Consider the following 25,022-nt stretch of genomic DNA (forward strand, 5'->3'; position numbering starts at 1 on the left):
ACTATGATTTTCTTATTTAACCTTTCCAATTAGTTACTATTTAATTTTCAAAAATACAGCTGTATACCATCTTCTATCCCCATGTTTCCGTATATCTAAAATCGACATGTTTAAAACAGGAGGAATGATTAAAATACACGCATTTTCAACAGATTTCAAATCAACAAAGTAATAAAGAGAGTACTCAAGGTTAGACTTAGTCATCAATTGTGTAAAATGGCCTAAACATAGAATTATTACTTTTATCTGGAATCTGTTATTTTTGATTTCACAAAAAAGCTTGCAGATTTAGACCCTAAAAGGGACCTTATTCTACAAGCTGAACAACCTCCACTATCCGGAGTTTTTCAGTTAAACTATTGATTAAAATGATTTACATCCCAAATGTCAGGGGTTACTGACCCAATGTACCAAGCTGTTACTCAGCCTAGTGATTTTGTTTTCCAGGTTAAGTCGAAGCCCGATTGATTTTTTATCTTCTACCCTATCTAGACTTTTTGACCATTAAGGGTCGTCATTTTCCCTAGTATGGAACCATGTTTAAGGTACTATCAAAAAACCCTTTCGATATTTAAACAATGCCCCAGATAAAGGAAAAAGCCCGTGTATAAAACACGGGCTTTATAGACTGTAGACAAACTCGATGAAAATCGAGTTTGTCTATTTTTATGGCCTGTACAATTTGGACGTTGATTTCCACTACAGGCACTCGCTTTCCGCGGGCGGTCGGGGAGCCTCCTCGGCTTTCGCCTGCGGGGTCTCCCCTAGACGCGCTTTTCCCGCAGGAGTCTCGTACCTTCCGTTCCAATCAACTTTGTCTTACCTTTTAGATAGAACACTTTTGCCTAGAGTCATTTTTGTCTTAAAATAGAAGTATCAAAACGTAATGAAACGATTGAGCGTGTATTCGCAGATGCAAAAGAAAAGCATTGTATGCGTTGGACTACTTTAAGGGGACATAAAAAATTGTCAATGCAGGCGATGCTTACTTTCGCTGCCATTAATTTAAAGAAGATGGCCAATTGGACATGGCGAGGTCCATAAATGGCCTAACATGTGAGCTCGTAGAGCCGCAATCTCTTAACTTTAGGCGAAAATTCAAAGGGAATTTCAAAAGGGGTTCAGAATTTTTTAATTCCGAACCCCTTTTATCTATAAACTGAAAGCCCGTGTATAGAACACGGGCTTCTTCATTATTTCAAATCCATTGGATTATATAATTCCACTTCAGGATTTTTATCTTGGAACCAACGAAGTGCAAACTCATTTTCAAATAAGAATGCATATTTATCAAACCGGTCCTTAACAAGGATGCTTCTTGAGCTATGAAGATTTTCATCAAGTTTTTCATCTTCAGCCCAGCGTGTAATCTTGCTGCCCATGCGCTCCATCACTACTTCAACATTGTACTCGTTCCTCATTCGATGCTCGAATACTTCAAATTGAAGCTGCCCAACCGCACCAAGCAGATATTCTTCCATCCTAACCGTTTTGAAGAGCTGAATTGCCCCTTCTTGTACAAGTTGGTTAATACCCTTATGGAAATGTTTCTGTTTCATGACGTTTTTAGCTGTTACCCTCATGAATAGTTCCGGCGTAAACTGAGGCAGCCTTTCAAACTGAAACATGTCTTTGCTTGTGGTAATCGTATCGCCAATTTGATAATTACCAGTATCATATAAACCGATGATATCTCCGCTTACCGCTTCATTTACCGTGTTTCGATCATCAGCCATGAATTGGGTAGAGGAAGAAAGGTTGATCGGTTTCCCTGTCCTGCTCAAGTTGACGCTCATTCCCCGCTCGAATTTACCGGAGCATATGCGAAGGAAGGCGATTCGGTCACGGTGTTTTGGGTTCATGTTCGCCTGGATCTTGAAGATGAAACCGGAAAAATCATTGCTGACAGGATCCATTTCACCTGACGTTGTCATCCGTGCTTGTGGAGCTGGTGCAAACTTCAGATAAGCATCCAAAAACGTCTGAACACCGAATGTCGTTAAAGCACTTCCGAAAAATACAGGACTAAGTTTTCCATTCGCAATGTTTTCTTCAGAGAATTGGTTACCCGCTTCCGTCAACAGCATGATTTCTTCCAAAGTTTGCTCATATAACTGGGAATCCTTAAGTTTATGATCCACTTCGAGTTCACCATCTTCATTCAACGGAAGGAAACGCTCTTCCCCTTCAGTTTTGAACTGTTCAATCCGATTGTTGAACCTGTCGTAAATGCCCACGAAGTCTTTTCCCATCCCGATCGGCCAGTTCATTGGATATGTTTCTATTCCTAATACCTCTTCAAGTTCGGCAAGCAATTCGAGCGGCGTTTTACCTTGTCGGTCCATTTTATTGATAAAAGTGAAAATCGGTATACCCCTCATCCGGCATACTTTGAATAATTTAACCGTTTGATCCTCGATACCTTTTGCCGAGTCGATGATCATCACGGCGCTATCAACGGCCATCAGTGTACGATATGTGTCTTCACTGAAATCTTGGTGGCCCGGTGTATCGAGAATATTGACACGGAAGTCATCATAATCGAATTGCATGACTGAAGATGTAACGGAAATTCCCCGTTGCTTTTCAATTTCCATCCAGTCACTGGTTGCATACTTCCCTGTTTTTCTAGCTTTAACTGTTCCGGCATCGCGGATCGCGCCGCCAAACAGCAATAATTTTTCTGTCAAAGTCGTTTTCCCGGCATCCGGGTGAGAGATGATTGCGAAGGTCCGTCGGGATTGAACCTCGTCTTTTAAATTAGTCATAATATGTTCCTTTCATTATTGGAGTCATCGATAAAAAAATTTATAGGAGGTTTACTGTATTTTTTACATTGGAATGGCAACCTTTCTTTGTATGCAAAAATCCTGATCATACACAATATATGTAAGAAGAAATATATCATAAGGCTTAAGCATTGGCTACTCAGCATTCATTTCAATCAACCTTTCTATTTTAACACGATATGAAGGAAAGATGTAGAGGTGAATGAAACACCCATTAGGGGATTTGTTCAGATGGCAAAACAAAAGACGCTTAAGCAGCGCCCCTTATCTTTATCCATATGATTACCGTTCATTTATTCATGGTTTATTCATTTACCTTGCAGTTTTAAACGTTTTTTGACTCCGCTTGTTCTTCCAGCGTTTTTTTACTTCCTTGAATATGATTGGAGCAGCAAAAATGAGAGCCCTTTTTAATAATTTCTTCATTTTTCATCAGTCCTTTCTTTCTTATCCTATACCCGATTATTTTCGCAGAAAACTTTAATGCCAAATTGTTTTCCTGATTTCAACCATAAAGGCATTTCATATTGGACATGGAATCCCCAGTCAAATTTCAATCAAGGAAAATTCCGCGCAACAATATCGTTATATTTCCCCATATAAAACCTATCTAATATTATTTTCCCCAAATGGGAATGTATAAATTACTTTCATTTGTTTTATCCTTTATAAAGGTGGGTATATACTAAAAAACTGGAAATTGTTCCAGAGGTTATTGTGGTAATTTTCCCTGTAGGCTTTCACATATTATCAAGCATCGCCGTATTATAATTTTACTTGAATGAGGGTGTTGGATAATGTGTGAAATTGATTTTTCCATCTAGGTAAAATCATCACCATTAATATTTTTTAACTTTTTAGGAGGATTCATCGAATGACAGTAACAGGTAAAGTGAAATGGTTCAATAGTGACAAAGGATTTGGTTTCATCGAAGTACCAAACGGAGATGATGTTTTCGTACATTTTTCCGCCATTCAAGGAGAAGGTTACAAAAGCCTTGATGAAGGTCAAGAGGTTGAATTTGAGATCGAAGAAGGAAACCGCGGACCTCAAGCTAAAAACGTCGTAAAACTCTAAAGCATTGATACACAAACATAATTGATAGGCAATGCAAAAGGATGCCGCCCATATTGGGCGGCATCCTTTCCTTTATGTGTACATGCGAAATATTCACGTTATTTTTCATTAAAATGACCCAAAATGAAATCAGGAACAAGTTCGCCAGAAAAACTCTTGATGTCCACATCTCAGCTTTCTTTATAATAAAAGGCAGCTAAATACTCCCCGCTCCAATCAATTTGGGCATTATCAATGGCTGTCTCGATTTCAGAAGCGTTCTTAATTTTCAAGCGATTTGGCTGTTGTTCAATCTGCTGTGCAAGTTCACTTTCAGAATTCGTGTGATAAATTTTTGATTCGGACTTCGCAACCAGGATATAAGAAATATCATCAGCCATTAACCGCGCTTGTTCCGATTGTCCGGTACTAACCATCCATTCAGAAAACTGAGAATATGAAGAGTCCCAATTCATATAAATGGTTTTGTTATTTTTCAAAAGAATCTCTATGGAGGCGTAATCACCAAAAGAAGAAGTCATTTGCGCGAAAGATTGATTATTCAGATCCTCCGACAATGCCTTCACTGCAGATTCCAGCTGGTGGCGGTCCGTAATCGTTATGGATTTGTCCACTTGGCCGCTCGCCGTTATCTTGATTTTAGAAACGTCTTCAGCGGAAACATTCAATACCTGATTAACCATTTTTTTATATTCATTCGACTCATATATTTTTGCCAATAGCGGCATGTATGAGTCGTAATTCTGTAAATGATACTCTCTTGCTAACCGTTTTCCATTCTTGAGTTCATACATAAGAAATACGGATTGACCATCATTCCATTCACCAATGGAAACCTTTTTGCCCTTATCGATGATCTCCTGATGCAATAACCTGATCGCTTCAATATTTTCCTTCTCTTTAAGATAAGTGGAAGCACTATTCGAAGTGTCATCGCCATCAAAAAATAAAGGAGAATCACCAATATAAATTTGGCTAATCATCTTTTCATCAGGAATCTTGGTCTTATACTGAAGGGGATCTATTTTTATAATGAGTGCCAGCACAATGACAGCCGCTATAAATGCTACATAACCTTTCAGGTTGACCCGTATTCGCCAAGTCTTTTGCAGGACGATTTCCCCTAAATAATATCCAAGCAAAGAACCCACCGTATATCCAAAAAAAATCCACCCAGATTCGCCTGTCGTTTCGCTAAAATAAAGCCCTGTAAACAGCATCATGCATAATGTCAGGCCGAATTTAAACACTGGCTTAATCTTCGGGTAAACAAATGCCTGCGACACATGCTCCAGCTTTCTCCTCTCATAGAGAAAAAGAGAGCTGATCAGAAATAGAAAGGTTAATATACTATAAATTAATGTATTAATAGAGAAGAACGTGATTTTTTCCATCTCCGTTGCTGCTAATAATGGGGAGATGCCATTCATATTGGCACTTAGATAATACTCTGCAGAAAATCCTGCTATCAAAAATTTCACATTGGCTGCAAACAAAACAAAAAGCCCCACCGGCAAAGTAAGAAAAATATAGGTCAGCACTCCTTGAAAGGCTGATAATCCCGTAACCATTCCAAGTAAAACGGCAACAGAAAAGATCAAAGCTTCCAAAATGAATGTGGTCCCCATCCAAGACCATATATCCGTCATGGAATATAGCCGTTCTATATCAATTGCCGAATGAAATAATATCAATATTGAACCTGTAAGTAAAATCGGCAAACCCATGAAACCAATTCCCGTTCCAATCATATGAACGTAGATGCTGCGTCTCGTAATCGGTAAACTATGAATGAAGTCTGAGGCTTGTTTCATTTGTAAAAACCGAAAAAGGAAGATGGCAAGTAATACTGGAATAACGATGACCAAGACAAATTGTATCTTCTGCTGACAGGAAAAAAGGTTTTCGAATTCCACATATTCATTGTTCCCATTCAAGATAATCGCTAACATTTTCAGAGGCAGCGCAAATATGAGGCCTACAAGATATAGGAAACCAATCCAGCCAGTGCTTCTGAAAATATAGATAATCAGTTCCCTATTAAACCAGGTTATTCTGGATGACATAACCGATATCCCCCATTTCATAAATGAATATCTCCTCTAGAGTAAGGGGGAGAATATCTAATATTTCCGGCTGAAACTGATTAAAATGCGATTTAATCATGGCTTCACTACCTTTAACGATACAAACGATCACGCTGCCGCGTCTTTCCTTGTTAAGGATCTGAATTCCGCGGTATAAACCATGGGGAATTTTATACTTAAAGGCAATTTGCACTTTATGTACATCAGCTTTCAAGTCATTCAAAACCTTTTGGATAACAAGCTCACCCTTATGCAAAATCCCTACATGATCGGCTAAATCTTCAATTTCCCGGAGATTATGGGACGATAGTAAAATCGTCATATCCCTTTCCGAAACATCCTGAATCAACAACTGCCTCACATTTTTTCGCATGACCGGATCTAATCCATCAAACGGTTCATCCAATATTAGAACTTCCGGCATCGTCGAGAGTGCTAGCCAAAAAGCAACCTGTCTCTGCATCCCCTTCGATAGTTTATGTATTTTATTTTGGACGGGTATCGGGAATACTTCCTGTAATTGATGGAAACGTTCTTGATTCCACTCGCTATAAATATGGCTATAAAAACCTGCCATTTGTGTGATCGTATAGTTAGCCAGGAAATAAGGCGTATCAGGAAGGAAGAAACAACGATTTTTCACTTCCCGGTTTTCAAACACATATGATCCATCAATAAGAACTTCACCTGCATCCTGTATCAGGTTGCCTGAAAGCATTTTTAAGAGAGTCGTTTTCCCCGCCCCATTTGAACCTAATAACCCGAATATGGAGCCTTTTTGTATGACCAAGGTGACGTTTTTGATTGCTTCTTTTCCTTCATATAATTTACTCACCTGTTTTAATTCAATCATGAATCCCCCCCCTTTGCCAATGGACTGATTTCCTTTATCATTCTATAAATTTCATGTTTATCGATTCCGATATACAGAGCTTCAGCGAGTACCTTTGAAAGCTCGTTTCTGATCTCTTCTTTCTTCAATGAATTTTTGAAGGATTTAGGAGGTGCCACGAAATTCCCTTTGCCTGGTAAGGTATATATAAACCCGTCAGATTCCAGCTGCTTGTAAGCTTTCTGGATCGTATTTGGATTGATGGTCAATTCCTGAGCCAATATTCGGATGGATGGGAGCTGATTATGTTCCTGTAAAACTTCATTGATCATTAGTTCCTTTAACTTATCCATCAATTGCTCATATACCGGCTTTCCACTTTGAACATCCAACTCAAACATCATAAACCCTCCTTGCAATGGGTGTATTACATCTCCTAATACAGTACATTATAAAACAATATCTTCCAATTTAAAACCAATTTAATACCATTTTCAAACAATACTCGCTTTCATTTTGTTTAACAAGACTTACAGCAGGGAAGTAATGATAGTAAGAATAATAAAGGAGTTGTTTTCATTGAAACCATTATATACAGCTACAGTTACCGTACACGGTGGTCGGGAAGGACATATTAAATCAGAGGACGGGATTCTGGATTTCGATGTGAGGTCACCGAAGGAATTAGGTGGTTCCGGTGAGCGCGCCACAAACCCTGAACAGTTATTCGCAGCCGGTTACGCGGCATGTTTTGACAGTGCCTTGAATCTTGTTCTGCAAAAAGAAAAGAAAAAGGCCGATACATCCGTGACTGCAAATGTCACGATCGGTAAAGATGAGGATGACGGCGGTTTTAAATTGGCGGTCAGGTTGGATGTTTCGATTCCCGACCTAAGCAGGGAAGAAGCCGAAGACTTCGCCAAAAAAGCACACATGATCTGCCCCTATTCAAAAGCAACACGCGGGAACGTCGATGTCACCTTGATTTTGGTATAACGTTTTTGCAAGGGACTGGATACGGCATTAAGGCCGGCTCCAGTCCCTTTTTCTTATTTCACCTCTTCCAATCCCTTCAGTTTCAAAAGAAAGCCAAGACCTATTATCGCCATGATGATCAATGACCCTAGTGCCATCCGGCTCGCCAATGTACCGAGGTCGTGGAATATCAACGTGATCGTTCCATATAAAAGCGGACCGATTATTGAAGAGACCTTTCCAGAGAATGCAAATAGTCCAAAAAATTGCCCCCTCTTCTCGTCAGGAGTCAATTCAATGATATACGTCCGTGAAGTCACCCACATCGAACCTAGCGAAATGCCGAACATACTCCCTGCAACCCAGAACCATAGGGCGGTTTGTGCGAAGACCGCTATAAATAAAGCGACCAAGAGCAGAACTCCCACATACGTTACAGCCAGCCGCGGTCCCTTCGACTGCGTGATGTATCCAAACAGAAACGATCCGGCAATGCTCGATACTGTCGATACCAGGTAAAGAAAAATGAATCCGCTGGAGGAAAATCCAACAACAGTCTTGGCATATACGGCCATCATGCCTATAGTGGTCGCAATTGCATCATTTAAAAAGAAATAAGCAATCATGAATGTAAAAACCGATCGGTAGGATCGCATCTCTTTAAATGTTGATTTAATTTCCTTATAACCTGATAAAAAAGGTTCTTTCGCTTTTTGCTGTTTTGGGGACTCTTTTAAAAAAAAGAATAAGGGAAGGGAAAAAACCAGAAATAAAATGGCAGTGGGAATGAAGGCTTCATGTGAACTCCCTTTATTTATGAATGGATAGATTGACAGTCCCACTAACGTTCCAAGATAGCCTACCGCCACGCCAAATCCTGATATAAGCGGCAATTGCTGTTTCGTGCCTAAATCGCTCATCATCGTATCATAGAAAACCAGACTCGAATGATAGAAAAACTTTGCTATCACAAATAAAAGAATGACGATCGCCAATGAAACGGGAATGCCCAGAATCTTTCCATCCAACGGCATTCCTCCGAATACCCCCATTAAAAATGTACATACAACGGAAATGAGTGTGAAAATCATAATGTATTTTTTCATTTTTCCCGTTCGATCGATCATGACACCGAACAGCGGGGAAAACAAAACGAGAAACAAACTGGCAATCGCATTAGCGTAGGAGATGAAGGTACTCGCAATCTGATCAAGAACGGCATTTTCCCCAATCTGTTCCTGGAGAAAGAATGGAAAGAAAATCGTATTGATATTAGAAGAAAAAATCGTATTGGCAAAATCGTAAAACGCCCAAGAGAGAATGGGAAGGGAAAAATATAAACCAAAATTCCCCTTCCATTTTTTAGACTTCGGTTTCACCTGCAATTCCATCTGCTTTCCCTCCTTACTGATACTTAAATTATATGTATTCCATACCTTTCCAATAAATCCTTTAAGTCGGATGATAACATTGTGTAAAACATGATTTTTTCCTGCCCAGCATGTAATATTATGAAATGAGACTGTCCTGCTAACTTTTAATCATTGTGCCTGATAGGAGTGTGAAAGATGACCGCATTTTTTCTTATTATCGTGATAACCATGCTTGTCCTGTTCGCTCTCTACGCTAAAAGATCAAAAAGTGATTTCCCTGAAAGCTTAATGATGGAGCATTCCCCCATTAAAATTGGACATCGGGGTGCATCTGGATATTGCCCCGAGAATACAATGGCATCATATAAAAAAGCCATTGAATTGGGAGCTGATTTCCTGGAAGTGGATATCCATCTCAGTAAAGATGATGTCCTTGTTGTTCATCATGATCCCACCTTGGATCGAACCACAAACGGCAAAGGGAATCTCCGTGATTACACGGCAGCCGAATTAAAGGAACTGGATGCAGGAAGCTGGTATCATTCTCGCTATAAAAACGAAAGGATTCCTTTACTAAGGGAAGTATTGGAGAATTTCGGGTCTGAAGCCGGAATTTTAATCGAATTGAAACATCCCTCTGCTTATCCCGGCATAGAAGTGAAACTTGCCGAAGAATTAGGTGAATTCCAAGAATGTTCAACAAGTAAAAATAAGATAATGGTTCATTCGTTCGATATGGAATCGATGAAAAGGTTTCATCAATTAATGCCTGACATACAAGTGGGCGTTTTGATAAAACGGCGAATCAATGACCAAAAAATAAAAGAGATTGCCAAGTTTGCATCATTTTTGAATCCAAAACAAACGATTTTGAGTACGAAGCTGCAAAAGCGAATCCAAAAGCACGGGATGAAAGTATTTACATGGACCGTCAACAATAAAAAACAAATACGCATGTTCAAAATGATGCAGGTAGATGGGATCATTTCCGATTTTCCAGATTATTTTTTGGATTGAATCTTTGAATGATAGTGATAACTAGTTCTTTACACGGTTCAGGGTGAGACCACTCCGAATCCCTTTTAAAATTCCCTTTGAAATTTTGTTTAAAGGTTAGGAACAAAAGAATTTAAGCAAAAAAATAGTTGATTGGAGCGGGTGTGCGAGACTCCTGCGGGAATATCGAGTTCAAGGGGGACCCCAAAGGCGCAAGTGCGCCGAGTCCGGACCGTCCGCGGAAAGCGAGTGCCCTACGTTCCAATCTATGTCCAAATTTGTACATTTTGAACAATCCGCAAATGCGGATTGTTTTTTGTTTTTTTAAAAACAATGAAAGTATTGTATTTCATGCGCGTCCGTTCCATAATAGGCCCATCGCTGTTGACTTCGTCTCCAACGATAACCTGCCACTGAATTATATCCGACATATGTTGGGTAAAACCAAAATGAACGGCCATTCTTAAGCCAAATATACGTATGTTTGTATAAGCACCCTTTCATTGACATAGTATCCATTGCCTTATACATTCCTTCATGAAGTTGTGGAGTGAATAATAGCGGAGCTATATGAGGCGGTCCTCCTCCGTACGGCGGCCGAGGCGGTGGCTGGCCCCCTCCGTAGGACGGACCAGGCGGGCCAGGAGGAGTCCTTACATCCATCATCTGATTCTCAAATGGATATGCCCCTGCCATGAAATGTTTGCCCATATTTCGGAGATGTGCATTTCGTTCATTACCGTTATGGTCGTTTTGTTGATTGAATGAATCGTAGGGTTTCATACCTTTTCACCTCATAATTGAACTTCCATTTATCCGTATGTAGACGAATGACCATTTGTACAGCCTCTGCTCTGAACAGTCTCGAATTTGATTTCCATTCAATCTATTTTTGAAATTAATGCATCAGAAAATATTCCCTGTTTATTTTTTGAAAAAACCCCTATATTTTTTAGCTTTCTTGCCCTAGAATTGATATAGTGTTGTTAATGATTTAAATATGGTCAATAGTCATGTTAGGCCCTAAATCATTTTTGGACAAATTTTCTTATCTTAGAAAAAACGAGGGATTCCTATGTGGGAATTATTATTAGAATTCGATTATCAAACCGTTCGCCATGCGGTATGGGCAGGTTACTTATTTACCTTTGTCTTTCCACTGGCCGCGTTTTACTTCTTAAATAAAAAGCAATCGCTCTTGAATGACAAATATCAAGCTTCCGTTCATACAGATAAAAGCAAATCCCCTGTTCATACAGGCAGCACCTTTGATTGGCGCGGTGCACAGCGCTTTTTCACATTTATCCGGCAAAAAGATTCACCAGATGATTCCGATGAGCCAAGCCTCCTTCTAGTTGTTTAAACAATAACAATTCGAGGAGGAAATTATATTGAAGAAGAAAAACATGTTTTTAATTGCCGTCCTATTTTTGGCAACGACCCTTATGACTGGTTGCTCAGCAGCAACGAGCGGCCCATTTCATACTGCATTGGTTAACCCCATGACAAAAATGCTGGAATTCAATGCTGGTTTATTTAATGGCAACTATGGTTTAAGCATCATCATGATGACATTTTTGATTCGCCTTGTTTTGCTACCACTGACTGCCAAACAATACAAAACACAGCTTAGCATGAAGACGAAGATGAGTGGGCTGAAACCGGAAATGACAGCAATCCAGCAGAAAATCAAAGAGACGAAAGATCCCGCTAAACAAAAGGCCCTTCAGCAGGAAATGATGCAGCTTTACCAAAAACATGGAGTCAATCCTTTAAACATGGGCTGTCTGCCGCTGTTAATTCAAATGCCAATCCTAATGGGCTTTTATTATGCAATTCAAGGTTCCCATGAAATTGCGACCCATAGTTTCCTTTGGTACAGCCTAGGTCAGCCGAATATTGCCATGGCGATAATCGCTGGTGTCATTTATTACTTCCAATCGGTCATTTCCGTGAGACAAATGCCGGAAGAACAGCAGAAACAAATGAAGATGATGAGCTTGCTCTCACCAGCAATGATCTTATTCATTTCTTTCTCTGCTCCTGCTGCATTGCCACTATATTGGTCAATCGGTGGTATATTCATGATTGTTCAGTCAATCGTGCTTCAGCGAATATATAAAAAAGACCATACCGCTGTCCCGGCTGCAAATGAAACGGTCATGAAAAAAAGCTAATCCACTTGGATTAGCTTTTTTCATACTTTCATTTTCCACTTGCACTGGAAAGCGATGGGATTTCCAGGGTGAGATCACTTTGTTTTATTTCTTCGGCAATGGATTTGTTGAAACCTTTTCGAAAAATCGCTCTACATATTCGAAATCCGTGTAAAAGAACAATAATAGGTCACCCGGTTGTGACTTCTCCCAGGCTTTTATGAATGCGTCCAATTCATTCGGTTCGATGAATGTCCGATCTTTTTGTAACCCAGCTTCTACCGCAGCATCCTGAAGCAGCCCGGCTACTTCTAACGGCTCCCTTCCCCGCAAATCATCGTCTTCTTTAATGATGAACAGATCGGAATTAATGGCCGCTACCTTGGAGAGTCTGATAAGTTCTTCATCAATACGGTCCCCTGGCCCTGCCAAAACAGTGATAAGATGATTTTTGTTATAGGCACTGACCGTTTCGAATATGGCCTTCAATCCCGCTTCATTATGAGCATAGTCGATGATGATCGTGCGCTCTTTCAACTTTTTCAAATTGAACCGTCCTTTGGACAAATTCGTATCAGGCATAAATGTGGCAGCCTTCCTTCTTAGTTCTTCCATGGAAATGCCTTGTGTTTCGGCTGCGGCTAACGCCTGAAGTAAATTGGCGATATTATGACGCGCCATGCCGGAGATCGTAATTGGAACCATGGTGCAATCCATAAATGGATGGATGACTCCATCAGCTGAATGACAAATGACGCCTTTTTCATTGACGTACCAAACTTTACATCCCTTATCTATCGCAGCTTTCACGTGAGGCTGGGTGGCATCTGTAGAGGTGTAAATGACCTCCCCATCTGTATAAGCGTTCATGGCAGCTACATTCGGATCATCTGCATTCAGTACACAATAGCCTGTTTTCATTACGACTTCAGCTACCAGCCTCTTTAATTTAATGAGATCATCCAATGTATCGATTCCATCACGGCCGAGGTGATCCTCACTTACATTGGTGATGATCCCCACATTACATTTACGAAAAGCAAGACCTTCACGCAGAATCCCGCCACGGGCCGTTTCCAATACGGCAATATCGACTTCAGGATGGGCCAATACCATTCTTGCACTGACAGGGCCGCTGCAGTCACCGTGATCCAATACCTCATCGCCGATATATACTCCATCAGAATTTGTCATCCCAACTTTTGTTTTTTCATTAGTAAGAAAATAATGAATCAATCGGGTTGTTGTCGTCTTGCCATTTGTTCCGGTCACTGCAATGATCGGTATAGCCGCCTCTTCCCTGGTTGGAAATAAATAATCGACAATGGCTTTGCCTACATCCCTTTTTTTCCCTTCACTCGGATAATGATGCATTCGAATTCCCGGTGCAGCATTCACTTCAATAATTGCAGTCCTTGAATGTTCGATCGGTTTTGATATATCCTCACAAATAAAATCTATTCCGGCGATATCCAAACCAATCGCTTTCGCAGCTGCAACAGCCATATTCTTAATGGTCGGATGAACCTGGTCCGTTACATCGATTGCCTTTCCGCCAGTCGAAAGATTTGCATTGCCGACAACTTGAACCAATTCCCCTTGATTCGGAATCGTATCGAGTGTCCGATTCGATTTTTCCAAGTAACACGTCACGGTATGTGTAAGTGGGATTTTTGACATCGGCTTTTCATGACCTTCTCCCCGCAAATCATTACAATTTTCCTTTTCTATCAAACTGCGTATCGTTTCCTTGCCATTGCCAATAACATAGGGTGGAAGCCTCAAACTGGCGGCGATAAGTTCTCCATTAACTATCAGTAACCGATAATCATGTCCTTCAATATGCCGTTCGATAATATACTTCTCTACATGCAACTCCAAACAATTGATTACATTGAATAGCTCATCCTTATTTTTGATATGGGTGATGACACCCTGACCCTGTCTCCCATTATACGGTTTTATGACCAGTGGAAAACCCAGCCTGTCCGCCGAGGCAAAGATATCTTCAATGGAATGGGCAACTTCCCCTTCAGGTACAGGGAGGCCACATCCTCTTAAAATGGATTTGGTCAATGCTTTGTCACATGAATTCTCAACCGCAAGATTCGAAGTCTGGCTAGAGATTGTCGCCTGGACATACTTCTGCCTTGCACCTGTTCCTAAACGCAATAAGCTTTCATCACCCATTCGCTCGACAGGGATATCTTTTGCTTGCGCTGCCTTAAAAATGGCTTCGGTACTTGGCCCCAGTTTATTTTTATAATATAACTGCTCTATTTGTTTTACATAAGATTGTACATTTATAAGTTTTTCACCATTCAGGATGGCTTCCGCGATATCTTTTGCTGCTAAAAAAGCTTGAAGACCTGAGTGAGGCTCCTGATAGTCAAAGGTAACATAATAAAAACCCTTCTTTTCCATCATTATCGTTTTTCCCCGAATGGCTTCGATTCCAGCCAAGTTTTGAAGCTCAATCGTCATATGCTCCAATATATGTCCCATCCATGTTCCTTTTCTCAGCCTTTCGGCGAATCCGCCTCGATACCCTTTTGAACATGTATGGCTTCCCAAGTTCGGGAGCACCTTTAACAATTTTTCATTGAATCCAGGTATTGAATCAGATGGTTTCTGTTCCAGTTCCCCTATATCCAATTCAATGCAAATCGTAGGTGTATAAGCAAAATAATTAGGTCCTTTTAAATAACGGACTCGATTGATCTTCATTGTTGGATCCCCTTTTTCATCAACAATTTCCTTGTAAGCAGGTCAAAACGGTATCCCCTGGTTAGTGCATGAAGGTTGAATCCCGAAAGAGTCAACTCTTCACTTCCATTATCAGAAGATGTGATATTTATATAATCACTGGTGCTGCCATCAAGAACCAATACTTGATGTTGGCCGACTACTTCAAAATGACCGTCTTTAACTAAAATTGCTGTATTTTCATCAATGCCAATACCCATAATTTCCTTTTTACCTGCTATTGCACTTAACAGACGATCAAACCGGCCACGCTGGGAAAAGTGTTGATCGATTATCAGTCCGTCCAGAAAGCCGAAACCTACGCCAATTTCAACCTTTAACTTATTGTCATTCAGCATCGTGTCAGCAGCAACGATCATATACTTACCTAAAATCGAAGCACCAGCACTTGTCCCTGCTATCACCATTCCTTCATGCCAGGCTTTAGAAAGGGCATCGTGGAACTTTGTTTTTCCAATCAGTTCAGACAGTCGGCTTTGGTTTCCCCCTGAAATGAAGATGGCGGAAAAAGATGCAAGCTGTTCACAAATTGCCGGATCGTTTGCATCCTGCCTTGAATCCAGCTTGATCACTTCCACCCTGTCCACACCTAAATCCCTGAAAATCTTGATATACTCTGTACTCACTTCCTCAGGAATTTCACTCGCTGTAGGCAATATTCCTATTCCGCCTTTGCTATGGGTAGCAAGCTCGACAAATTTATTTAATACTTCACCTTCAAGGCACTTATCCTCTGCCCCGCCAATGATAAGTAATTCACCACAATTCATTCATCATACTCACCTTTACAAATGGATTCACATCATGAAATTGCTCTAAACAGAACACATAATGACTAGTATGGCAACTTCTTTCGGTATTCATTCATAAAAATGGCAAACTGCATAATTTTGTTTAACTTAATGAAAAAAGAGGAAAAGTAATAAAGTAAAAAATAAAAGGAGTGTCAAAAATGAGCCAAAACCAAATAAAAGAAAAAGTATTGAACATCATCCGTGATCATAAAATAGGAGTTTTATCTTCAGTTGAAAACAACAAACCACATTCACGCTATATGACATTTTTTAATGATGAATTAACTTTATACACACCCACGAGTGGAAAGACGGAAAAAATCGACGAAATTGAAAAGAACCCTAATGTTCATATCCTGATTGGCTATGATAATGAAGGATTGGGTGATTCTTACCTGGAGATCTCAGGTACCACGAAAATAAACGATTCACAGGAACTGAAAGATAAATTATGGAATGAATCATTTGAAAAGTGGTTCGAAGGGCCTAAAGATCCAAATTATTTAATTCTGCAAATTAAGCCGGAAAGCATCCGGTTGATGAACAACAATGGTGAACCTCCACAAGAATTATCATTATAAATCTTTATTTTTGTACTTACGCCAATTGACGAGTATTACGCTCAAACTCACGAGTAAATGGCCAAAATTCACGAGTAAAACACCGAAACTCACGAGTATTTGATCGAAATTCACGAGTAAATGACCGTGTAAAACACCAAAATTCACGACTATAATGAAAATATCACTAAAAAACAAGAAAAGCCCGCACTACTATTATAGGAGTGCGGGCTTTTCTCACGATTATACTGACTCTGATTGGATATAATGCAAAATCAGATTGGCTGTATGCTTTAATGAAGAGACATGTGTCCGCTCGAAGGCATGTGAAGCATCGATTCCCGGTCCGATCAGGCCATGTACGACATCATATCCTGCCCGGATCGCAGCGGAAGCGTCCGATCCATAATATGGATAAATATCTACTCGGTAGTCGACAGCATTTGCTTGGGCAAGCGAGACCAGATGCTGGCGCAGTTTATAATGATAAGGACCCGAGGAGTCTTTTGCGCAAATGGAAACGCTGAATTCATCCGTCGTTTGTCCATCACCGATCGCGCCCATATCGACAGCTAGATACTCGACTGTTTTCTCAGGGATATTGGAATTTCCGCCATAGCCGATTTCTTCATTGTTGGAAATCAGGAAATGGGTCGTATATGCCAGTTTTATCTTTCCTGCGGAAATGAGGTCAATGATATGAAGAAGGATGCCAACGCTAGCTTTATCATCCAAATGCCTTGATTTCAAAAAGCCTGTATCCGTCACTTCCACTCTCGGTTCAAAGGAGACAAAATCTCCAACAGAAATGCCAATGGCCTCGGTTTCCGCTTTAGTTTTCACGATAGCATCTATCCGGACCTCAATCGTTTCATCATCACGCTTGGCATCCCCGGCATTTTTATATACGTGGACAGAGGTCTGATTGATTAAAATGGTCCCAGTGATGATTCTTCCGTCAGCTGTATGAATTTTACAATACTCCCCTTCCACCGAGTTCCAGCGGAAACCTCCGATCATCGTCAATTTGAGGCGGCCATTCGCTTTGATTTCCTTTACCATGGCTCCCAGTGTATCGACATGGGCAGTCAGCAAGCGTTGTTTGTTATCATCTTCGCCTTTTAATGTAGCAAGCAATGCCCCTTTATTCGTGATGTTATATGAAACCTTCCTCTGCTCCATGAAATCAGCCGCGTATTTAATGGCTTGTTCAGTATAGCCGGAGGGGCTGGGTATGGACACCAATTCTTTTATGTAAGATATGATTTCTTTTTCTTCGATCACGCTCATGCATATCTCTCCTTTCCTCTTTGTTCATTATATCTTTTCATGGCAACTTTTAACATATTAAAAGACCGCCAAAAGGCGGCCCTTTAATAGATTTAACTCATAAAAGCCATGACAGGCAAGATGGCCATAGCTAATGTTGCAATTCCATATAACGCCAAGTTCTCCATATTCACTCTTCTTTTCCACTTATCGCGCCATACCTTGTATCTGTCCATATCTTCGTTCCTCATAAAAAAACCTCCTTCATGATGAAAGTTCAACTTCACTTCAATTGTCTTTGTTTGTTGGACATTTCCTTCATATATTCCAAGAAGGCAATTCTCTTTTCGTCTGGATAGGCTATAATGTCTGCAATGATTTCCTCTTCGAGAGGTTTCAGTAAACGGCCAACCGATTCAGTAAACAATATTTCTAACTCTCTCTTTGTTTCATTAGGATTTCTCACTTCCATCAATATCACCCTTCCAATTACTTACTATTATCTATATAACCTTTAGCCACTCCATTGAAACAAAAAAAAAATCGACCGCCATAAAGGCAGCCGATAGTCATCTTAAATTATTTCGTTACCCCAACATTATGCCATTGATATTGACGGCCTGCGAGATAATCGTAACCTGTGACGCGTTCATTCACTCCAGCCAATTGATAACGGAATAATGTCGGAATGACCGGAACCTCTTCATGAATCAATTCTTGCCACTCATTATACGTATCGATTCGATATTGATCATCGAAGGCTTCCTCTGAAATCCCTTTAGCAAGAAGCTCATCATTTTTTTCATTCACCCAGCGGGTATAGTTAAATTCCGCAGATCTAGCCCATAGACCAGATGGATCCGGATCGGAAGCGACTCCCCATGCTGCTGAATAAACATCAACTTTATCATTATCCTTTTTCAGCAGGTCGTAGAATGAATTGAACTCATGCAGCCTTCCATCCTGCAATTCGACGTCCAACCCTACTTGTTCCCATTGCTGGATATAATATCTTGCCAGTGGCTCAGAAACATCGGAACCGCTCATGGAAGCAAAGTTGATCTTGAACTCTTTTCCATCAGCATCCTCACGAATGCCATCATTATTCGTGTCAACAAATCCTGCTTCATCCAAAAGTTTTTTAGCTTTTTCAGGATTATATTCATATGGTTTTACATCTTTATTGTTATATTTAAAGTTCGGTGTAATGACAGAGTTGGCAGGGAAGCGAAGGCCCTTGTACATTTTTTCGCCAACTTCTTCATTATTGATGGCATATGCCATCGCCTGACGAAGGCGTTTGTCACCGAACTTCGGATTCTCATCCATAACATTCTCTTCTTTTTCCTTATCATAGTAGCCGAAGTTGAAACCAATATAGGAATAAGCCAATTCAACTTTCCCCAATAATTCGACATTGTCCAATTCCTTGGCCTGCTCATATTGCTCAGGCAGGACCTCGGCTACATCGAGGTCACCATTTTCAAGTGACTTGACGACAATAGACGGATTCACGACTTTTAATGTGACACTGTCCAATTTAGGTGCACCGCGGTAATAATCTTTATTCGCTTCAAATTCGACCGCTTCCCCTTGAACGATTTTCTTCACTTTGAATGGTCCAAACCCAATCGGATTTTTACGGATTTTATCCGATGATTCCAAATCTGCAATCGGAACATCTTTTAAGTATTCTTTATGAAGCGGGTATGTCCATAATCCGGTCGTGACGGACGGATTCGCTTTTTTGAACGTGAAAGTGATTTTCTTGCCATCGACTTTAATGCCTGAAATCTTATCCGCTTTCCCTTCATGATACTCTTCCATACCCTCGATCAAAGCCATTTGTTCATCATAGCGGACACCTTTGTAATCTTTGCTTCCTATGACAAGGTACGCATATTCTAAATCAGTGCCTGTCACAGGCTTTCCATCATGCCAATTTACATTATCCTTGATCGTCAGCGTGACCGTTTTATGATCGTCCGATATCTCATAGGAAGCGGCGCCTTCATTCGTGAATACATAGTTTTCGTCTGTATCCAATAAATCTTCATCATCCAGGAAAGTGATGATTTGGTGATCGGGTTCGCCTTGATAGAAAACTTTGTTTAATATCCCTTCAAACGGGGTATCGGATACCAATCCATATGTCAAATGGCCGCCTTCAATCGGCTCTCCTTGATTTGTCGTCTTTGTCGGGAATTTAGAGGTATCAACCTGTTCGACATCTTTCCCTTTTTTCTCTTTCGTTGACGACTTCTCCGTATCATTCGAACATGCAGCAAGCAGTAGAGACGAAATGGCCAATGCACTTAATACCTTACTGTAGCTTTTGATTTTCATATCATACACTCCCCTTTATTTATCCTCTTCTTTGTCTTGCATCGGCTGCGCGTTTTAACGCTTGACCAACGAAATTTATACTCAGCATCAACACTAAAATCATGAGTGATGCGGGTACCCATATCCACCACTTGTTTTCCAGAACATCTGGATTTCGAGCATAACTGATGAGCGTACCGAGACTCGGTGTGCTCTCCGGAAGGCCGAATCCTAAGAAAGTCAAACTGGATTCTAAGCCAATATTGCCTGCAAGGTTCAAAATGAAGTTAACGATGATCAATGAACTGACATTGGGCAGAAGCTGAAACAGGATGATTTTCCAATGCGGCGTCCCAAGTGTCTGTGAAGCATGGATATAATCCAGCTCACGCTCAGACAAAGCCTTTGAACGAATCAGCCGTGCCTTGCCTGTCCATAAAAACATCGTCATGATTAAAATGAAAACATATACATTGAAGATTGGCACAATCACGACTACAACGATGATGAACATCATTTGCGGCAGGGCAATCACGAAATCGATAATACGCATGATCACATTATCGGTTGCCCCGCCGAAGTAGCCCGCCAGAAGCCCTAATGATAAACCGATGATAGCCGTGAATAATGTAATGAATAAACTGATCGTGAATGAATTTCTGGTACCTATTATCAGTTGTCCGAATACATCCCGGCCGCCATAATCGGTTCCTAGCCAATAGTCTGAAGATGGTTCCATATAAATGGAGAGAAAATCGACCTTAGCTATTTCCTTGGCGTCCATGAAGAACGACGCACCGTAAACAAAAAGCAATATGGCTGCTAATATAATCAATGAGCCCATGGCAAGTTTATCCTTTTTGATTTCCTGCCAGATGATCTTGATTCCTGAAGGGCTCACATCGTTGACTTGTATGTTCTTACCGGTTTCCACTTTCATTTCCATACGACTCACCCCGCTCCTATTCTATCCGTATACGCGGATCGACCGCACTAAGTATGATGTCCGAAAGAAGGGTGCCAAGCAGAGTGGCAAATCCCGTCATCATGACGATGGCAGTGACAACACTGAAATCCCGCAGACTTACTGAACTAAGGAAAAGCTGCCCCAGTCCCGGATAACTGAAAATGGTCTCGATTATGACCGCGCCGCCGATCAATCCAGTAATTTCATAACCTAAGAATGCTGCTATCGGTAAAAAGGAATTTCTCAGGATATGCTGTGAATACACTTTTGATTCAGGCACACCCTTCGAACGGGCTGTCCTTACGAAATCCTTGATTTTATTATCGATGATTTCATTTCGCAAATATTGGATCGTACTTGTTGTTGCAATTAAAGCTGTACTTAAAGCTGGTAAAATCAAATGATTGATCTTGCTTACAACGTAGGCGAATGTTCCTTCATCCACTTTTGAATCGACACTGCCGCCAGACGGGAACCAATCAAGGGCAAATCCGAAAACGAATAACATGATTAAAGCAAAAATGAAAATTGGCGTGCCAAACCCTACATAACTATAACCCGTAACGGTTTTATCCACCCAGGTATCGTTATACCTTCCGCTAAGTATGCCTAATGGTATCGCAAGCATATATGTAAAGATCAACGTGACCAACGCCAGGAACACTGTGTTCCAAAGCCTGTCTTCGATCACATCCATAACGGGCGTCTTATGTGTATAGGAAACACCGAAATCCCCCTGTACTGCATTGGATGCCCACCTTAGATATTGTTGGTACCAAGGATCATTCAAACCCAGTTCTTCCCTGATCCTATCAAGCTCGGCTGGATTGGCCCTAGGGTTGATTTCCTGGCCGGACAGTGCATCTCCCGGCATTGCTTTTGCCATCATGAAAACGATGATGCTCAATAAAAAGAGCTGCGGGATCATTACTAATAATCGTCTTAGAATAAATTTCCACATATTCCTTCCACCTCCTTATTGTAATGCGACTCTATGTGTCGATGAGATTGGCTTCAAATCGTAAGCACGTCCATTCTCATCGAAATATTTTGAGTAGGTAGACTCATATTCCGAGGTGAGTTTTTTTCTAAGCTGCACTTTATCTTCGCGGACTTCCGGCTCTAAATCCGGAATGGCGGCAATCAGGCGCTTCGTGTATATATGTTGGGGATTTTCATAGATTTCCTCGCTTTTGCCTTCCTCTACCAATCTACCCCGATACATAACACCCATCCGGTCACACATATGCCTGATTACGCCTAAATCATGCCCGACAAATAAATAAGTCAAATTGAACTCCTGTTGGAGATCCTGAAGAAAATTCAATACTTGTGCCTGAACGGAAACATCCAATGCTGACACCGGTTCATCCGCAATGATCAGTTTAGGTTTCAATGTCAATGATCGGGCAATCCCGATTCGCTGGCGCTGACCACCTGAAAATTCATGAGGATACTTGTGAATCGATTCAGGACTCAGTCCGACTTTGTCCAAGAAGTCCTGTACGATTTTCTTTTCCTCTGAAGGGGATAACCGTTCGAAGTTCCTCAGCGGTTCGGCAATTATGTCAAGTACCCTCTTCTTGGGATTCAATGATGAATACGGGTCTTGGAAAATCATTTGGATATCTTTTCTGAATGGTTTAATTTCTCTTCTACTTAAAGATGCTAAATCCCTGCCTTCAAACAGGATTTGCCCGGATGTCACCTCATTCAGTTTGACCACTGCCTTGCCTGTCGTGGACTTGCCGCTTCCGGATTCCCCGACCAAACCATATGTTTCCCCTTGCTGCAGCTCAAAGGAAACACCGTCCACTGCCTTTACGTGATCGACCACCCTTCGAAAAAAACCGCCCCTTATTGGGAAATGCACTTTCAGATTATCTACTTTGAGTAATGTCATGGGCCGATGCATCTCCTTCAGCTTGAAAATAGAATGCTTTATAGCAGGTACAGCGGACAAAATGACCGTTACCCACTTCGTGAAGCCGGGGTGTCTCTTCATGCGCATGTTTTGGTATCCATGGAATCCTATCTTGGAAGCGGCATCCGATCCGATCCATTTTGGCTATCGATGGAACGATTCCCTCGATAACATGCAAACGGTTTTTCTCGTTTGCGGCCGAAGGAATCGAATTCAATAACGACCTTGTATATGGATGCAGCGGATTGTTGAATATCTCTTTAACACTTCCCGTTTCCACTACCTGACCTGCATACATGACAACGATCCTGTCAGCGACCTCTGCTACTACGCTCAGATCATGTGTAATTAAGATGATCCCCATTTTTGTCCTGCTTTGGATATCCTTCAGCAGATCGAGTATTTGCGCTTGGATCGTAACATCGAGTGCCGTCGTGGGTTCATCGGCGATGACCAGGGCAGGGTTGCAAGCAATGGCAATCGAGATCATTGCCCTTTGCCGCATTCCGCCCGAGAGCTCATGCGGATATTGCTTGTACGTCCGTTCAGGGTATGGAATTCCCACTTGTGTCAAAAGTTCGATCGTCCTGTTCTTTTTTTCAGCACTGGAGAGTCCAGTATGATAATCAAGATTCTCCTCGATCTGTTTTCCGATGGTCATGAGCGGGTTCAAAGCTGTTAAAGGTTCCTGGAATATCATACCCAATTCCTTACCACGGACTTTATTCATTTGCACATCATTCAACTTTAATAGATTTTGGCCTTTATAATTGATGTTTCCTTCGGATTTCGTTCTCTGCTTATTATGTAATTGCATGATGGATAAGGCCAATGCACTCTTTCCACAACCTGATTCTCCTACAACTGCTACAATTTCATTTTCATTTACCGTAAACGAAACATCATCCACAGCTGCATGATATTTGTTTCCGATTCGAAATGAGGTAGTTAGGTTCTCTAATTGCAAAATAGCTTTCTTCATCCTTGCTCCCCCTAAACTATTTTATCGGGAAAATAATTAATCTTCTGATAATTAGTTAAAATTTTAATCATTTTTTTACAATTACACAATAGTTTTTTTAGAAAATAATCACATTTTTTTCATATTTTATAACTTTAGGAATAATTTTCTGCAACATAAAAACGTTTCCTTTATAACTGTTATACAGTAAAGTTTTGAAGTCCGATTAAATATATAGAATCAATCATTTCGGATTTATTATTTCGAAATATCTTTTTTGAAGTTTATTTCTATTTATTGACCTTATCGTTTTACTTACCGCGGAATGGTCCCGTTTAAAGTATTTTAATATTTCAGAAGAATTGGTATATTTGCAAGAATATCATAGAAAAGGTAATTACTTCATATATATTTCAATACTTTTAAAAAAACACCAAATTTTCATTGTATGCAATGAAACCTTTTTAAAACAGATTCGTAGAAAACGGTAGAAAATAAATGATGGGGTGATTGAATGTATTCACAAACTGTACAAACATATATGCCGTCCGTCATGCGGACGTTCGCTTTATCTCTTGCCGTTTCCGTTTTAGGTATGGCTCTCGGCACTCTTGTTCCGCCATCCTTGTTTCTTCCCTTGGCGATACTTGAGATCGCCATGTTGATTGGAGCATTCATATTGCGAAGGAAAAAAGCCATAGGTTACACATTTTTGTATATTTTCACGTTGATTTCCGGAATTACGACCTATCCGATCATTGCCCACTACCTAGCCGCAGCAGGGGTAAATGTGGTGATCCTGGCAGGTGTTACGACGACAGTCGTATTTGGAGGACTGGCGGTTTATGCCACAACCACCAAAAGGGACCTTTCATTCTTGGGGGGAATGTTATTTGCGGCCTTGCTAGCTTTAGTCGTCATTAGCATTTTCAACATTTTCTTTCCATTAAGTTCTACAGCAATGCTGGTCTTTTCATTTATAGGGATTTTAGTTTTCAGCGGTTATATTTTATATGATTTCAATCGAATGAAGCATTACGGGGTAACAGCCGAAGAAGTACCGCTCATGGCTTTGAACCTATATCTTGATTTCATTAACCTATTCATTAACATCTTGCGCTTCTTTGGTATTTTAGCTAGCGATGACTAAAAGATCTGAAAGGTACCATA

At 40.6% G+C, this 25,022-nt stretch carries 24 protein-coding genes and 1 pseudogene; 8 read left to right on the forward strand and 17 right to left on the reverse strand.

All coding sequences use genetic code 11. The features are described from left to right. Positions 1 to 876: 876 nt before the first annotated feature. Positions 877 to 1,044 (forward strand): annotated as a pseudogene (locus J7I96_RS02880) (transposase); the annotation flags it as partial. A 149-nt stretch (positions 1,045 to 1,193) separates the two neighbouring features. On the opposite strand, the gene J7I96_RS02885 reads toward J7I96_RS02880, so the two are convergent. Beyond that, positions 1,194 to 2,768, reverse strand: a complete 1,575-nt coding sequence (locus tag J7I96_RS02885) for a peptide chain release factor 3 (RefSeq protein WP_251029082.1) — start codon at positions 2,766 to 2,768, stop codon at positions 1,194 to 1,196. A gap of 895 nt (positions 2,769 to 3,663) precedes the next feature. Here J7I96_RS02885 and cspD point away from each other — a divergent pair. Next, positions 3,664 to 3,867 carry a cold-shock protein CspD gene (gene cspD / locus J7I96_RS02890; RefSeq protein ID WP_134783366.1) on the forward strand — a complete coding sequence of 68 codons (204 nt, stop codon included), beginning with the start codon at positions 3,664 to 3,666 and terminating at the stop codon, positions 3,865 to 3,867. Between the two features lie 170 nt (positions 3,868 to 4,037). Here cspD and J7I96_RS02895 read toward each other — a convergent pair whose 3' ends face one another. Genes J7I96_RS02895 through J7I96_RS02905 form a run of 3 tightly spaced genes read right to left on the reverse strand, consistent with a single transcriptional unit; the run spans position 4,038 to position 7,190 of the window. Beyond that, positions 4,038 to 5,933: a DUF6449 domain-containing protein gene (locus J7I96_RS02895; RefSeq protein WP_214922897.1), complete on the reverse strand. Its 1,896-nt coding sequence runs from the start codon at positions 5,931 to 5,933 to the stop codon at positions 4,038 to 4,040. Continuing rightward, the gene (locus J7I96_RS02900; protein WP_214922895.1) at positions 5,908 to 6,807 is read right to left on the reverse strand and encodes an ABC transporter ATP-binding protein; all 900 of its coding nucleotides are present in this window, start codon (positions 6,805 to 6,807) and stop codon (positions 5,908 to 5,910) included. The genes J7I96_RS02895 and J7I96_RS02900 overlap by 26 nt, the downstream gene beginning before the upstream one ends. After that, positions 6,804 to 7,190, reverse strand: coding sequence for a GntR family transcriptional regulator (locus tag J7I96_RS02905; protein ID WP_311380702.1), 387 nt, complete (start codon positions 7,188 to 7,190; stop codon positions 6,804 to 6,806). Before J7I96_RS02905 ends, J7I96_RS02900 begins: the two co-directional genes overlap by 4 nt. Before the next feature lie 175 nt (positions 7,191 to 7,365). Here J7I96_RS02905 and J7I96_RS02910 point away from each other — a divergent pair, with 175 nt between their 5' ends. Further along, positions 7,366 to 7,782 (forward strand): organic hydroperoxide resistance protein, encoded by a 417-nt coding sequence (locus J7I96_RS02910; RefSeq protein WP_096338351.1) that lies wholly within the window; start codon positions 7,366 to 7,368, stop codon positions 7,780 to 7,782. Positions 7,783 to 7,835: 53 nt separating this feature from the next. On the opposite strand, the gene J7I96_RS02915 is transcribed toward J7I96_RS02910, so the two are convergent. Further along, positions 7,836 to 9,152 (reverse strand): MFS transporter, encoded by a 1,317-nt coding sequence (locus tag J7I96_RS02915; protein WP_214922893.1) that lies wholly within the window; start codon positions 9,150 to 9,152, stop codon positions 7,836 to 7,838. Between the two features lie 177 nt (positions 9,153 to 9,329). On the opposite strand from J7I96_RS02915, the gene J7I96_RS02920 reads away from it, so the two are divergent. Continuing rightward, positions 9,330 to 10,151, forward strand: coding sequence for a glycerophosphodiester phosphodiesterase (locus J7I96_RS02920; RefSeq protein ID WP_214768842.1), 822 nt, complete (start codon positions 9,330 to 9,332; stop codon positions 10,149 to 10,151). 303 nt (positions 10,152 to 10,454) lie between these two features. On the opposite strand, the gene J7I96_RS02925 is transcribed toward J7I96_RS02920, so the two are convergent. Next, positions 10,455 to 10,913: a hypothetical protein gene (locus tag J7I96_RS02925; protein ID WP_251025104.1), complete on the reverse strand. Its 459-nt coding sequence runs from the start codon at positions 10,911 to 10,913 to the stop codon at positions 10,455 to 10,457. 292 nt (positions 10,914 to 11,205) lie between these two features. Between J7I96_RS02925 and J7I96_RS02930 the strand changes: the two genes are divergently transcribed. Beyond that, the gene (locus J7I96_RS02930; protein WP_034314256.1) at positions 11,206 to 11,493 is read left to right on the forward strand and encodes a hypothetical protein; all 288 of its coding nucleotides are present in this window, start codon (positions 11,206 to 11,208) and stop codon (positions 11,491 to 11,493) included. A 28-nt stretch (positions 11,494 to 11,521) separates the two neighbouring features. Next, on the forward strand, positions 11,522 to 12,307 hold the full coding sequence (gene yidC, locus J7I96_RS02935; RefSeq protein WP_251025105.1) for a membrane protein insertase YidC: 786 nt from the start codon (positions 11,522 to 11,524) through the stop codon (positions 12,305 to 12,307). A gap of 84 nt (positions 12,308 to 12,391) precedes the next feature. Here the strand turns inward: yidC and cphA are convergent, their stop codons facing one another. Both cphA and J7I96_RS02945 read right to left on the reverse strand, forming a co-directional pair. Continuing rightward, on the reverse strand, positions 12,392 to 15,013 hold the full coding sequence (gene cphA / locus J7I96_RS02940) for a cyanophycin synthetase (protein WP_214922891.1): 2,622 nt from the start codon (positions 15,011 to 15,013) through the stop codon (positions 12,392 to 12,394). Continuing rightward, entirely contained in the window at positions 15,010 to 15,822 is an 813-nt protein-coding gene (locus J7I96_RS02945) for a cyanophycinase (RefSeq protein WP_214768852.1), read from the reverse strand. Before J7I96_RS02945 ends, cphA begins: the two co-directional genes overlap by 4 nt. 182 nt (positions 15,823 to 16,004) lie before the next feature. Between J7I96_RS02945 and J7I96_RS02950 the strand changes: the two genes are divergently transcribed. Beyond that, complete coding sequence (locus J7I96_RS02950; protein ID WP_214768859.1) at positions 16,005 to 16,427, forward strand: pyridoxamine 5'-phosphate oxidase family protein; 423 nt, start codon at positions 16,005 to 16,007, stop codon at positions 16,425 to 16,427. Here J7I96_RS02950 and J7I96_RS02955 read toward each other — a convergent pair. The 9 genes from J7I96_RS02955 to J7I96_RS02995 form a co-directional block, all read right to left on the reverse strand. Further along, positions 16,422 to 16,604: a hypothetical protein gene (locus tag J7I96_RS02955; RefSeq protein ID WP_215048044.1), complete on the reverse strand. Its 183-nt coding sequence runs from the start codon at positions 16,602 to 16,604 to the stop codon at positions 16,422 to 16,424. The two genes, J7I96_RS02950 and J7I96_RS02955, sit on opposite strands and share 6 nt — an antisense overlap. 45 nt (positions 16,605 to 16,649) lie before the next feature. After that, the gene (locus J7I96_RS02960; RefSeq protein ID WP_214768863.1) at positions 16,650 to 17,696 is read right to left on the reverse strand and encodes a M42 family metallopeptidase; all 1,047 of its coding nucleotides are present in this window, start codon (positions 17,694 to 17,696) and stop codon (positions 16,650 to 16,652) included. A gap of 92 nt (positions 17,697 to 17,788) precedes the next feature. After that, positions 17,789 to 17,926 (reverse strand): hypothetical protein, encoded by a 138-nt coding sequence (locus J7I96_RS02965; protein WP_156319562.1) that lies wholly within the window; start codon positions 17,924 to 17,926, stop codon positions 17,789 to 17,791. Between the two features lie 32 nt (positions 17,927 to 17,958). Continuing rightward, entirely contained in the window at positions 17,959 to 18,147 is a 189-nt protein-coding gene (locus J7I96_RS02970; protein ID WP_214768865.1) for a hypothetical protein, read from the reverse strand. Positions 18,148 to 18,254: 107 nt separating this feature from the next. Then, the gene (gene opp4A / locus J7I96_RS02975) at positions 18,255 to 20,021 is read right to left on the reverse strand and encodes an oligopeptide ABC transporter substrate-binding protein (protein WP_214768867.1); all 1,767 of its coding nucleotides are present in this window, start codon (positions 20,019 to 20,021) and stop codon (positions 18,255 to 18,257) included. A 19-nt stretch (positions 20,022 to 20,040) separates the two neighbouring features. Next, positions 20,041 to 20,940 (reverse strand): ABC transporter permease, encoded by a 900-nt coding sequence (locus J7I96_RS02980; protein ID WP_396020057.1) that lies wholly within the window; start codon positions 20,938 to 20,940, stop codon positions 20,041 to 20,043. 22 nt (positions 20,941 to 20,962) lie between these two features. Next, the gene (opp4B, locus tag J7I96_RS02985; RefSeq protein ID WP_214768871.1) at positions 20,963 to 21,928 is read right to left on the reverse strand and encodes an oligopeptide ABC transporter permease; all 966 of its coding nucleotides are present in this window, start codon (positions 21,926 to 21,928) and stop codon (positions 20,963 to 20,965) included. Positions 21,929 to 21,943: 15 nt separating this feature from the next. Next, on the reverse strand, positions 21,944 to 22,870 hold the full coding sequence (locus J7I96_RS02990) for an ABC transporter ATP-binding protein (protein ID WP_133348540.1): 927 nt from the start codon (positions 22,868 to 22,870) through the stop codon (positions 21,944 to 21,946). Then, entirely contained in the window at positions 22,848 to 23,873 is a 1,026-nt protein-coding gene (locus J7I96_RS02995; RefSeq protein ID WP_214768873.1) for an ABC transporter ATP-binding protein, read from the reverse strand. Before J7I96_RS02995 ends, J7I96_RS02990 begins: the two co-directional genes overlap by 23 nt. 493 nt (positions 23,874 to 24,366) lie before the next feature. Between J7I96_RS02995 and J7I96_RS03000 the strand changes: the two genes are divergently transcribed. Beyond that, on the forward strand, positions 24,367 to 25,002 hold the full coding sequence (locus J7I96_RS03000) for a Bax inhibitor-1/YccA family protein (protein WP_214768875.1): 636 nt from the start codon (positions 24,367 to 24,369) through the stop codon (positions 25,000 to 25,002). The last annotated feature ends 20 nt before the right edge of the window (positions 25,003 to 25,022 follow it).

The sequence above is a fragment of the Bacillus sp. ISL-78 genome, from assembly GCF_018613455.1.
In the GTDB taxonomy this organism is placed as follows: Bacteria; Bacillota; Bacilli; order Bacillales; family DSM-1321; genus Peribacillus; species Peribacillus frigoritolerans.